This is a genomic window from Empedobacter sp. UBA5036, assembly GCF_002415215.1.
Classification (GTDB): Bacteria; Bacteroidota; Bacteroidia; order Flavobacteriales; family Weeksellaceae; genus Empedobacter; species Empedobacter falsenii_B.
The window spans coordinates 52,643-64,975 of sequence record NZ_DICC01000025.1 but is presented as its reverse complement, the minus strand read 5'-3'; the positions used below and the strand labels follow the sequence as shown (position 1 = coordinate 64,975).

Here is a 12,333-nt window from a genome sequence, read left to right as displayed (position 1 = left end):
GAGCGGGCTATTCGTTACAATCTTTTTTGTAGACACCGCGTCTACAAAAAAGGATTTCCACTACTATCCCTAACGCATTTTATTTTTTGTTGAAACTACAAAAAATAAAGTTCTGAATCGTATCAAATGGCGTTTTATGATCAATTGTAAAACATTCTATTTTCTCAAAATTAGCTTCAAAAGTTGAGGTTAACGACGTTTCATCATTTTGTTTTATTTCCAAACCACTACATTTTAATGGTCCATTTGTCGAAAAAGTTCCAATAACCATTTTTCCTTTTACAGCTTTCGAGACCAAATTTTGGTACTTTTTGATGTCATTTTCTTCTATTAAAAAATGAAAAACTGCTCTATCGTGCCAAATATCGTATTGTTCTGTAGGTTCAAATTCGGTGATATCAGCAACAATCCAAGTTACTTTTTCTGCATTATTTCCTAAACGCTTTTTTGCTCTTTCCAACGCGTTTGCAGAAATATCCAAAACAGAAATATTTTCATATCCTTCTTCCAATAAAAAATCGACCAACTTACTATCTCCACCACCAATATCAATAATTTTAGCTGTTTTATCAGCTCCAAAAGAATGAATAAAATTTAAAGAAGTTTCTGGTTTTTCTTGTGTCCAACTCACTTCTTCTGGAGTTTTTACTTCGTATATATGTTCCCAATGAGATTTTTTATTGTCGTTCATAGCTTTTGTATTTTGTTTAGGTGCAATTTCGACTTTTTATTTAAAATGAAGCATAACAAAAATTACAGAACTGAGTCTATTTTTTCTATAAAAAACACCTTTTACTAAATATAATGGTTATTATACACTTAAATAATTTAAGCTAAATTATTGATATTGCGAAAGTGCTGTTTTGGATAAATAAAATTGATTCAGAAACTTCTTTGTAAGGAGCATTTTTACGTTGAAACTGCATATCTAAATCACCATTTTTAAGTGTTATTTCTCAAGTTTTCGTTTAATCTTCTTGTAGTTTTTTGAACGAATAATTTTTCCTTTATCTGTAATCAAAAGAGCAGCGTAATCTTTTTGTTGATTGATAAAATTCAATCCTTTTTCTTTTCCTAAAACCATGATAGAAGTGCTAAAACCATTACACATTTCAGCATCCGTCCCAATAACTGTAACCCCTGTTAATCCTGTTGAAGGATAACCAGTTTTGGGATTAATAATGTGTGAATAGCGAACTTCATCAATCAAAATAAATTTTTCGTAATCACCAGAAGTCGTAACAGCAGCATTTTTCATTGAGAGAATATCCAACATTTTATGTCGATTAAATGGATTTGTAATTCCAATTTTCCAAGGTTCTCCATTTGGTTGATTTCCCCAAGTTGTCATATCACCAGAAGCATCAATTATACCCGCTTGTATTCCTAAGTCTTGCATGAAAGTTCGTGCTTTTTGTGCTGCATAACCTTTTCCTGTTGAACCAAAACCGATTTTCATTCCAGCTTTTTTTAAGAATATTGTTGAATTTTCTTCATCTAAAATAATGTTTTGATAACCGATTTTTTCGATGGCTTTTGAAATCTCTTCCTGAGTTGGAATCTTTTCCATTGAACCATCAAATTTCCATATTTTGTCCATTGCCGCAAAGCTAATGTCAAAAGCACCATCGGTTAGTTGCGAAAAATAAATCGCACGCTTTGTTAAGTCAAAAACTTCTCGATCTACTTTTATCGCCTTTATTCCTGCATTTTGATTGACAAGAGAAACTTGCGAAGTTGGTTTCCAGTCAGAAATCAAATTCTCAATTCTAATCATTTCATCAATTGCTTTATTGATGTTTTTTTCAACGGAAATAGAATCGGAATCAACCAATGTAATTTTGAATTTACTTCCCATTAAAATTGTATCTCTAACTCCAACCGTTTGAGCATTCATCGGAGTTAGAACATACAATAGTATAAAAGTGAATATATTTTTTAGAATGAATTTCATTTTGGTTTATTCATTTGTTATTCTGAGTTTATCGAAAAGTATAAAGCTTAAAGATACCTCGACAAGCTCGGTATGACAGGTATTAGGTTATTCTGAACTTGTTTTAGGATTGCATCAAAATTATTTTTCTAGTAACAATCCGTCAAAAATTGCCCATTTGTTTTGAATTCTTCGAATGATTTATTCAAATGTTCTTGACAGATTTGTTCCAAAACTTTCTCTACATCATGTTGCATTGTGAGAGCACCACAAATCATAAGAATTCCACCATTTTGTAATGTTTCAGCAAAGAATTTAGCATCACGATTGACTAAATCCATCACATACTGTTTATTTTCTTCACGAGAAAATGCAATGTGAAATTGACTCAAATGATTCGTAAAAATTTGTTTCGTAGCAAATTCTTGATAAGATTTTGTTGTTTCATTATCATGTCTGAAACCACAGTATAAATGCGTTTCAATATTTTTTGAATTCTCATCAATCATCCCAAGAAAAGGTGCAATTCCTGTTCCGTTTGCAATCATCACAACTTTTGAAGCTTTTGGAAATCTAAAGGCTTTATTTTTTACAATTCGAGCTTTAATCGTAGAATTTTGAACCAAATTATATAAATATTGAGAACCTAATCCAAACTCATGCAATTTTACAATTAACTGTAATTTATTATCTACTTTTCCAACCGAATATAAGCGTTCTTTGTGATCACTTTCGGGATAAATTGCTAATAAATCTCCAGATTTGAATTTCTCTTTTACATCTAAAATAACTTTAAATGTAGCATCTTCTTGTGTGATTTTAGTGGTAGAAATAACCTTAACATTTTTCAGTTCTGGTGCTTTTCCAACATACATCGCAGGCGTTGTTGCTAACGGAATATCTGTCGTTTCTTTGTATGCAATGACCCAATTTGTGAATTCTTCCGGCGATTTATCATTTACTGTTTTCAAATCCAATAATTGAGTAGCCCATTTTTGATCATTCAACCATTTGTCAACTTTAACTGCATAGCCACAATAATCTGAATATGCTCTTGATCCAAATCCTACAACAGAAAATTCGATGGATTGGTTTTGTGGAAATTGTGTGATTAATTGTTCAAATTTCTTAGCATTCGCAGGCGCATCACCAATTCCATAAGTTGAGGTAAAAATGATGAGTTGTTTTGCTTTTGGATAAATTTCATATTGATTCATCTGAGCAATGAATGATTTTTTTCCGTTTGCTAAAAATTGCTCTTGAATTTTTGAAGCAAATCCAACAGTTGCACCATTTTCTGAACCAACTAAAAGGATAATTTCAGCTTCGTTGGCTTTATATTTATTTTTGCCAATTTTCGTTTTTGTACGTTTGAACGTAATTACAAATCCTGACCAAATAAAGAATAAAATGTTAAGCGAAGCAATTCCTAAAATCGCTGCCCAAATAACATTGGTGCGACCTGTATGTAAATCGATATTGAATTTTTCTACAATTGCTGAATAAGGATTCAACGATTCTGAAATAATCGCTCCATTTACTTGATTAACCGAAACCGATTTTTTTCTTAAATGAACGATAAATGGTTCTGCTTCATCATCTGGAATAAAAGGAAATTCAATCTTTTCAACACTACTTAATTTTGTGTTTTTGAAGAATTCAATGTCTTTTAAATCTTTTGGTTGTAAATTTTCTTTGACTTGATGCTCAATTTCTTTTGGTTGACCAACTAAAGGTTCTAATCGCGCTAAGAAAATCAATGTTCCTGTTAATGCAATGATTAAAACTGGAATTAATAACCAACGTCCAGTTACAACATGAAAATATTGTGAAAAGGAGTCTTTGTTAACTTTTATAAAGAAATTTAGAATTCCTTGTTGACGTTTTACGATTAAGATTAATCCACTTATTGAAATTAACATCAATAAAAAAGATACGACACCAACAATTGCTCGTCCTGTTTCTTTTAGAAATAATGAACGGTGCAAGGCTGTGACCCAATTGATGAAATCACTTTTTGGAACAATCTCACCAATCTTTTTTCCTGTTGTAGGATCAATGTAAGATTTGATCGAATTTCCATCTTCGTCCATCGCATCAATTGTCACAAAATCATTGTGATCAACTTTTACTTCTATTATTTCAAAATAATGCTCGCGCAAAGTTGGTAAAACTTGCGCGAGTGTTATGTTATCGAAATTTTCTACTTTGTATGCGGGCGATTTTTCGTTTATTGCATCAACAGCCAAAATTACTCCTGTGATAGATAGAATAACTAAAAATGCTGAAGATAAAATTGCAAGACTCAAATGCGCATATCTCCAAATAGATAATGTCATTTTATTGAACTTTTATAAAACGTACGGCTTTAATATAAACTGAACCTTTGATACCTGCTTTGTTGTCTAAATCCGAAGAATTTAATGCAACTTCAGCATCTTTTGCGACGTATTTTTGAGTTTCTACAGCAGATTCAAAACGTAATTTGTATCCTTTATTCAATTTTGCAGTATCAAACTCGATGACACGTGTCGCTCTCGCTCCTCCAGCAACTGAAGCACCTGTGATTCCGTTTAATTTTTCTTTCTTTTTACTATTGAATTTGTGCCATTCTTTTAACGTGTTATACCACTCGTTATCTGTTCCCAAAACACCTAAAGTTTTTTCGTATTGTCCTTTTGGATTGATTAATGAAATCACTACATAGGCTTCTTTTCCCGTGTAATTATTCATCTGAATCATTGTTTTGTATTTTGTTGTTTGTGCAAAAGTGGCAGTTGCCATTAAGATTACAACTAATCCAACTAATTTTTTGATTAAGTTAAATTTCATCTCCTTCATTATTTTAAAAAGTCAATAGACACATTATTTTTCTTTAAGAATTCGTTTTCTCCAGCCAAATCATAAGCTGTTTCGTCAAATTCTGTTTTAATATCTTTTTTCGCTCCAGCAGCAACCAAAGTTTTTAAGGTTGCATCATCTTTCGCAATCAAAGCTGCTTTGTGTAAAGCTGTATTTCCGTCTTCATCTTGTGTATTAAGATTCACACCTAATTCAATCGCTTTTTTCACCAAATTTACATTTCCTTTATCAACAGCGATGTGTAACAAAGTTGCACCTTTGCTTTGAGTAGCTTTAAAATCAACTTTTGCATTTGTTAATAAAGCTTGTTTTTCTGCGAATGATTCATCATTTGGTTTGAAAGAATTGAACCAATAATAAGCCAAATTATTTCCATCTTTATCTACAATATCAGCTTTAGCGCCTTTTTCTAACAATAAAGAAACGATTTGAGATGTTCCAGAAGCAACAGCTTTTGTTAAAGCTGACTCACCATTTTTATTAACCGCATTTACATTGTTTGCTTTTGATAAAAATGTATTGATTAAATCTGTATTTTTTCCTCCAGCAGCAACCATTAATGCAGTGTTTCCTTCTTTATCAGCAATTTTAGCATCAACACCTTTTGATAAGATAAAGTTGATTGTTTCTGAGTTTCCCCTGCGAGACAAAGCGTGTAATAATGTTTGTCCGTCTGGATTTAACGCTTTCGGATTTAATTTATATTTTGTAATTAATTCTTGGAAAACTTCTACGCCATTTTCTTTTGTTCTCGAACCTTGTGTGGCAAAAAATAAAGCTTGATCAGTAGGTTTAATTCCTTTCGCGATTAATTTATCTATGATTGATAAGTTTCCTAATTTTGCAGCATAATCTGCTACAGTACGTCCATTAGCGTCTTTATCACTTAATGATAAACCTTTTGAAATAAAATATTCTGTAACTTTTAAATCATCATCATTCGCAATCGCTTGCATGATTAAGTTTGAACCATCTTCTCCTTTAACTTTTGGATTGGCACCAGCTTTAATCAACGCATCGTAAACTGCGATATTCTGATTTCCAGCACTTGCTGCATATGTAATCACATCGTAACCATGGCTATCTTTGTAATGAACATCAGAACCTTTGGCTAATAAATAATTTACTAATTCTAAATTCCCCGCAGCAGCAGCCCATTGAAGATAAATTCTTGAGTGATGCGTTTTTTTATCAACAGAATTTCCTTCTTGTTCAATTAAAAATTTAGTCACATTAAAATCTGCTTTGTTGTTAATCGCTACTACAACTGGATCAAAGAAACCACCATTTTGAAAAGAAGGACTATTTCCTTTCGAAATTTCAGTTTTTACAGTTTCTATTGTAGGATTATTTTTCCAAAAACCAGCGTCCATCAACGTGTTCGTTTGAGCTTGAATAAATGAAGCGACAAGGATAGCAGCAGAAATGAATAATTTTTTCATATGAATAGAATATATTGTAATGATTATTTAGACTAATTTTAATTTGATTTCAAAAGTATTATTTTTATTTATATTAATTCTAATTAAATCAAATAAATTTGGCTAATTCTGCTAAACATCAGTTTTTTGAAAACAAAAAAGATTGCTAATCTGCAATCTTTTATATTTCTAAACGACTTAATTCAGCTCGTCTTGGACGGTTTTCTCTTGATTTCAAAATGTTTTCAACATCTTCTAATTTGAAACCTTTGGCTTTTAATAAAATTAAATAATGATACATTAAATCCGCGGCTTCATTAATAAATAAATCATCGTTGTTGTCTTTGGCTTCAATTACCAATTCGACTGCTTCTTCACCTACTTTTTGCGCAACTTTATTGATTCCTCTTTTGAATAATTTATTGGTATACGAATCTGGATCATTGTCTAAATCAATTCTATCGTTAATGGTTTGTTCCAATTCATATACAAATCCATGATTTGTTTCTTCTTTAAAACAAGTCGTAGAACCCGTATGACAAGTTGGTCCAAAAGGTTTTGCTTTGATTAAAACTGTATCGTTGTCGCAATCAACTGCGATAGATTTTACTTCCAAAAAGTTGCCTGATTCTTCACCTTTTGTCCATAATCTATTTTTTGAACGAGAATAAAAGGTCACTTTTCTAATTTCTTGGGTTTTGTTAAAAGCTTCTTCGTTCATGTAACCTAACATCAGAACCTTGTTGTTAAGATAATTTTGAATAATAACGGGAACTAATCCGTCGTTACTTTTATTGAAATCGATGTTCATCGTATCGGAATATTTTGTTCTTTTAAATAACTTTTAAGTGTTGGAATTGGAATTTCACCAAAGTGAAAAATACTTGCAGCCAATCCACCACTTGCTTTGGTTTGGGTAAAAATTTCTGTAAAATGCTCCATTTTTCCTGCTCCACCAGAAGCAATTACTGGAAGATTTACAGCATCAGCAACCGCTTTTGTAATATCAATTTTGAAACCAGCTTTTGTTCCATCGCCATCCATAGACGTTAACAGAATCTCGCCAGCGCCTAATTCTTCTACTTTTTTGACCCAATCTAACGTTTCCCATTCGGTTTCAATTTTTCCACCGCTTACGAAAACTTTTTGTGTTCCATTTACATCGCGAGTATCTACTGCAACGACTACACATTGCGATCCAAATCGAGCTGCTAAATCTGCAATTAATTGAGGATTTTTGACAGCCGAAGAATTAACGGAAACTTTATCTGCACCAGCTTTGATGACCGCCGAAGCATCTTCCACAGAATTAATTCCGCCACCAACTGTAAACGGAATATTAATAGCTGAAGCAATTTTTTCAACCATTTCAGCTAAGGTTTTACGTTTTTCTAAAGTCGCTGTGATATCCAAAAAGACTAATTCATCAGCACCTTCTTCTACATATTTTTTTGCTAATTCCACTGGATCTCCCGCATCGCGTAAGCCCACGAAATTAACACCTTTTACCGTTCGTCCATCTTTGATGTCGAGACATGGTATGATTCTTTTCTTCAGCATATTAGTACAATTGTTTTAAGTCTTTCAACTGAATTCTCCCTTCGTAAATCGCTTTTCCAAGAATTGCTCCTTCACAACCTAATTCTTTTATTTTGATTAGATCATCGATTGAAGAAACGCCGCCAGAAGCAATTAATTTGACCTCCGAAGTCGCTAAAATTTCTGCATATAATTCGTTTGAAGTTCCTTCTAACATTCCGTCTTTCGCGATGTCTGTACAAATCACATAATCAATTCCTTTGGTTTTATATTCTTTGATAAAATCTATCACATCTACTTCTGAAGTTTCTAACCAACCATGTGTTGCTATTTTTCGATCTTTAGCATCCGCGCCTAAAATGATTTTATCGCTTCCATACTGTGAAATCCATTCTTGAAATAATGTTGGATTTTGAACCGCAATACTTCCTCCAGTAATTTGGTTTGCGCCACATTCAAAAGCAATTCTAATATCTTGATCTGCCTTAATTCCACCTCCAAAATCAACTTTTAAATTGGTTTTAGAAGCAATTAATTCTAACGTTTTATAATTAATGATTTCTTTTGATTTAGCTCCATCTAAATCTACCAAGTGCAAATATTCGATACCGTAATCCTCGAATTCTTTTGCAACTTCCAACGGATTTTCGTTGTATATTTTTTTTGTATCATAATCGCCTTGTGACAATCGAACGCATTTTCCGTCGATAATATCTATAGCTGGGATGATTCTCATAACTGTTATGTTAGATTTACTATTTTGGAATTACGATTAAGAAACAATCGTAATTCGTAAATTAACCTTCGTAAATTATTTTAATTCTTTCATGACCTCTTGGATTGCACGTTCCAATTGTGGGTCTTTATTTTCTAATCGATCTAAGAATGTATTTTTAATATAAATGTCAGGTTTAACACCAGTTTTTTCTAAATTTTGTCCATCCAAAGTATAAGTTCCCCAACTTGGTAAACGATAAAACGAACCATCAACTAATCCTTTTCCAGAAGTAAAAATAATCCAACGATACGTTTCTTGACCGATGATTTTCCCTAATTTTAAGGCTTTGAATCCTGCGGCTGTCATTTCTGCATCGCTCAATGAGTATTCGTTAATTAATAAAACAATCGGTTTTCCTGACGGTGCAAAGTTCGGTTGAACAGTTAATTGTCCTTCACGATATTTCCATTTCAAATAAGGTCTTTGCGATAAAAAGTTCAAGACTTTATCATGCACATTTCCACCTGTATTGAAACGTAAATCTAAAATGACACCATCTTTTCTATTTTCTTGCTCGACCATGTCCAATAAAAACACATCCAATTCAGAAGTAGACATATTTTTCATGTACGAATAAGCGATTCTATCGTTGCTTAATTTTTTGACACGCTGACGATTTTCATAAATCCATTCATCATATAAAAGCGATTTCAATTCGTTATTTGAAATTGGATGAATCTTCGTCGAAATTGTTTTTCCTTTTCGGTCAAATTCAAGAGTTAATTCTTCTAATTTTTTAGGCGTTGTAAAATAAGTTTCACGATTTTGGTTTTGATCGATTTTTTGTCCATTTACACTCACTAAAATATCACCTTCTTGAACATCAACATTTTTAAGGAAAGCAGGAGATTTTCGTAAGATTTTTTCAACTGTAAAAGGTTGATCTTTTTTGAAAATAATTCCCGTTTCGTTTGTGAAATAATTCAATCTTCGACTTTCTTCTTTTCCGAAAGATGAAAAACCTAAATGCGAAGAATTTAATTCACCTAGCATATCATTTAGCAAAATTCTTAAATCATTTCGATTGTTTACATAAGGTAAAAACGTTGCGTATTGTTCTTTTTTCGCTTTCCAATCAATTCCATGAAAATTCTCATCATAGAAATTTTCTTCTACTCCAGCCCAAGCTTCTTCGTACATTTGACTGAATTCTGAAGCCAAGTTTTTATTGAAATTATATTTAATACTAACTTTTTCAGGATTTGTAGAACTAATGCCAAATTTGTAAACAGAATTATCGATTAAAGCATAAAGATTTTTTTCATTTTTCAAGATAAAATCAGCGCCTTTGTTGAATATTTTATCTGTTTTATCTTCTTCAAAATCAGCGGTCGTTTTTCTGTATAACTGAAATTTACCATTTTCTTGGTTAGTATTATAGAATAAAAATTGCTTTTTATCATCCGCAAAAACAAAAGGATTTGTCTGATATCCAAAACGGTCTGTTACCAATTCAATTCTTTCTAAGAATCCTTCTGGATTAATAGTTAATGCTTTAAAATCGTTCTTTTCTTCTTTTTTCTCTTTCTTCTCAACCTTTTTTTCTTCGACAAATAAATTATCAAATTTTTCTGATTTATAAGCTTGATCAAACCAATCTAAAGAAGCACGATAAATACTCGATTCTTGCATTCCCAAAGGATAGGAAGGGTTTTTTCTGTCGCTTGAAAAATAAATGTATTTTCCGTCTGGTGACCAAGTAGGGTCAGCTTCTGAAACACCAGTATTTGTTAAATTAACCGTTGTATTTTTCTTGATGTTGTGAATAAAAATATCTAACTCGAAATTACGTTTTGCAGAGAATAACACATATTCATCATTTGGAGAAAAAGATGGTTTCGAATTTTGGAAAGCCCAAATTTCATCTTTAACAATTGTTGATGATTTAAGTGATTTCAAATCTAATAATCTTACTTCATCGCGTCCGCTTAAATAAACAGCTTGAGATAAATCATTGTTGAATGTAATGTCTCGATTATTTCTTAAATCAGAAGTTAATTGTTCAACTTTTCCTTTTCCGTCAGCCGAAATTTTAAACCAATTTTGGTAACCTTTATATGTTTGGTTGAAGATTAAATTTTTGTTGTCTTTTAACCATTTTACTTCTAAAACACGCTCTTTTCCATCAGAAATTTGATTGACAAATTTTCCTTCATTATCCGAAACAAAAATAATTCCTCTGCTTACAAAAGCTATTTTCTTTCCGTCAGGAGAAATATCAAAATAGTCAATATTATTTTCAACTTCAAAATTTTGCTCTTTTTCTAAAGATTTATTCGAATTGACATTAATTGTAAGTGGTTTCGATGTTTTAGTTTTGACATCATAAACAAATAATTGATAATCTTTTTCGAAAACAACTTTTGAACCATCAGCCGAAACAAAAGGTTTCTTGATCGAAGTTTCAAATTTTGTTAACGCTTCTTTTTTACCATTTGCTAATTGATATAAGTTGTATTCGCCATTATTTTCGTCCGAAATAAAATAAATAATTCCGTTTTTATCAACTGTTGGATTAAAATCTTTTCCGTTGTAATCGGTATATTGTTTATAACTTTTTGTGGTTGGATTATATCCTAATAAATCTGGATTATTTTCTCCTTTGTATCTTTTTCGTGTAACTTGACTTGCACTTTCAGATGAATTTGTGAAAATATATTCGCCTTGAGGAGTTTCTACTAAACCATTTGTTGTGTTGAAATAATTTGTAAAAAGCGCTTCTGGTGTTTTTCCATCTAAATTAATTTTAAAACTTCCAAATCCATTATTTTGGTTTGATGTAAAATAGATCGATTTACTATCCCAGCTCCAACTTTCGACTTCGTCTTTGGCTTGATGAAACGTTAATTGCTTGATTTGTCCACCATTTATAGGCATCACATAAATATCGTAATTCCCATATTGATTAGAACTAAACGCCAACCATTTTCCGTCTGGTGAAACACGAGGATTAATTTCTTCGCCTTCCAAAGCTGTTATTCTTGCCGCATTTCCACCGTTAATATCAGTTGACCAAATATCGCCATCGTAACTAAAATAAACTGTTTTAGCATCTGGACTTAAAGAAGGAGTAGAGGTGAAATACACTTTTTCCTGAGCAGAAACCTGCGAAATGGCGAAAGCACTAAGTAAAGTAAAAACTATTTTTTTCATGTGTGAGAATTTATAATACTATAAACTTAGAAAGTTTTTTAGGATTTGTTCTCCTATTCCTGCAGATTTCTCTGGGTGAAATTGAGTTGCATAAAAATTATCTTTATGTAAAGCTGCTGAATATTCTAAAATATAATCTGTTTTCGCGATCGTATATTCTGAATTTTCGCAATAAAAACTGTGTACATAATAAATGTCGGAGTTTTCGTGAACTCCATTAAACAAAGGCGTTTTTAAATCATAAATCGTATTCCAGCCCATATGAGGAACGATTTCTGTTGAAGGAAATAATTTAACTTGAATAGGGAAAATTCCTAAACAATCGGTATTTCCTTCTTCCGAATAAGCACACATTAATTGCTGACCCAAACAAATTCCTAATGTTGGTTGTTTTAAGTTTTTGATGACTTTGTCTAATCCTTTTTCTTTTAAATAAGTCATTGCGGAACTTGCTTCGCCAACTCCAGGGAAAATTACCTTATCTGCATTTTTCAAGGTTTCAAAATCGTCTGTAATTATTGCTTCATAACTCAAACGAGTTACCGCATTGTACACCGATTTAACATTTCCTGCATTGTATTTTACTATTGCTATCATTTTTTTAGTTCTAAGTTCTAAGTCGTAAGGCATAAGGATAAGAAAATCCT

At 31.8% G+C, this 12,333-nt stretch carries 10 protein-coding genes; all 10 read right to left on the bottom strand.

The features are described 5' to 3' along the window. Positions 1-79: 79 nt before the first annotated feature. Positions 80-691 (bottom strand): class I SAM-dependent methyltransferase, encoded by a 612-nt coding sequence (locus B4J88_RS04850; protein ID WP_291066634.1) that lies wholly within the window; start codon positions 689-691, stop codon positions 80-82. Between the two features lie 258 nt (positions 692-949). Continuing rightward, positions 950-1,954: an FAD:protein FMN transferase gene (locus B4J88_RS04845; protein ID WP_219033868.1), complete on the bottom strand. Its 1,005-nt coding sequence runs from the start codon at positions 1,952-1,954 to the stop codon at positions 950-952. 128 nt (positions 1,955-2,082) lie between these two features. After that, positions 2,083-4,272, bottom strand: a complete 2,190-nt coding sequence (locus B4J88_RS04840) for a PepSY domain-containing protein (protein WP_286495328.1) — start codon at positions 4,270-4,272, stop codon at positions 2,083-2,085. Between the two features lies 1 nt (position 4,273). Next, positions 4,274-4,765, bottom strand: coding sequence for a DUF2271 domain-containing protein (locus B4J88_RS04835; protein ID WP_125349871.1), 492 nt, complete (start codon positions 4,763-4,765; stop codon positions 4,274-4,276). 8 nt (positions 4,766-4,773) lie between these two features. After that, positions 4,774-6,237 carry an ankyrin repeat domain-containing protein gene (locus B4J88_RS04830; RefSeq protein ID WP_291066632.1) on the bottom strand — a complete coding sequence of 488 codons (1,464 nt, stop codon included), beginning with the start codon at positions 6,235-6,237 and terminating at the stop codon, positions 4,774-4,776. A 160-nt stretch (positions 6,238-6,397) separates the two neighbouring features. Continuing rightward, positions 6,398-7,027: a bifunctional phosphoribosyl-AMP cyclohydrolase/phosphoribosyl-ATP diphosphatase HisIE gene (gene hisIE / locus B4J88_RS04825; protein ID WP_291066630.1), complete on the bottom strand. Its 630-nt coding sequence runs from the start codon at positions 7,025-7,027 to the stop codon at positions 6,398-6,400. Continuing rightward, positions 7,024-7,776, bottom strand: coding sequence for an imidazole glycerol phosphate synthase subunit HisF (gene hisF, locus B4J88_RS04820; protein WP_125349874.1), 753 nt, complete (start codon positions 7,774-7,776; stop codon positions 7,024-7,026). The genes hisIE and hisF overlap by 4 nt, the downstream gene beginning before the upstream one ends. A gap of 1 nt (position 7,777) precedes the next feature. Next, positions 7,778-8,491: a 1-(5-phosphoribosyl)-5-[(5-phosphoribosylamino)methylideneamino]imidazole-4-carboxamide isomerase gene (gene hisA, locus B4J88_RS04815; protein ID WP_280036642.1), complete on the bottom strand. Its 714-nt coding sequence runs from the start codon at positions 8,489-8,491 to the stop codon at positions 7,778-7,780. A gap of 75 nt (positions 8,492-8,566) precedes the next feature. After that, entirely contained in the window at positions 8,567-11,686 is a 3,120-nt protein-coding gene (locus B4J88_RS04810; RefSeq protein ID WP_291066627.1) for a S41 family peptidase, read from the bottom strand. A gap of 18 nt (positions 11,687-11,704) precedes the next feature. Then, a complete protein-coding gene (hisH, locus tag B4J88_RS04805) occupies positions 11,705-12,283 on the bottom strand; it encodes an imidazole glycerol phosphate synthase subunit HisH (RefSeq protein ID WP_291066625.1) in 579 nt (192 codons plus the stop codon). Positions 12,284-12,333 lie beyond the last annotated feature (50 nt).

Excerpts from the sequence above, each read along its gene's own strand:
- B4J88_RS04850 (WP_291066634.1), bottom strand. The coding sequence starts at position 691 with ATGAACGACAATAAAAAATCTCATTGGGAACATATATACGAAGTAAAA.
- B4J88_RS04845 (WP_219033868.1), bottom strand. The coding sequence starts at position 1,954 with ATGAAATTCATTCTAAAAAATATATTCACTTTTATACTATTGTATGTT.
- B4J88_RS04840 (WP_286495328.1), bottom strand. The coding sequence starts at position 4,272 with ATGACATTATCTATTTGGAGATATGCGCATTTGAGTCTTGCAATTTTA.
- B4J88_RS04835 (WP_125349871.1), bottom strand. The coding sequence starts at position 4,765 with ATGAAATTTAACTTAATCAAAAAATTAGTTGGATTAGTTGTAATCTTA.
- B4J88_RS04830 (WP_291066632.1), bottom strand. The coding sequence starts at position 6,237 with ATGAAAAAATTATTCATTTCTGCTGCTATCCTTGTCGCTTCATTTATT.
- hisIE (WP_291066630.1), bottom strand. The coding sequence starts at position 7,027 with ATGAACATCGATTTCAATAAAAGTAACGACGGATTAGTTCCCGTTATT.
- hisF (WP_125349874.1), bottom strand. The coding sequence starts at position 7,776 with ATGCTGAAGAAAAGAATCATACCATGTCTCGACATCAAAGATGGACGA.
- hisA (WP_280036642.1), bottom strand. The coding sequence starts at position 8,491 with ATGAGAATCATCCCAGCTATAGATATTATCGACGGAAAATGCGTTCGA.
- B4J88_RS04810 (WP_291066627.1), bottom strand. The coding sequence starts at position 11,686 with ATGAAAAAAATAGTTTTTACTTTACTTAGTGCTTTCGCCATTTCGCAG.
- hisH (WP_291066625.1), bottom strand. The coding sequence starts at position 12,283 with ATGATAGCAATAGTAAAATACAATGCAGGAAATGTTAAATCGGTGTAC.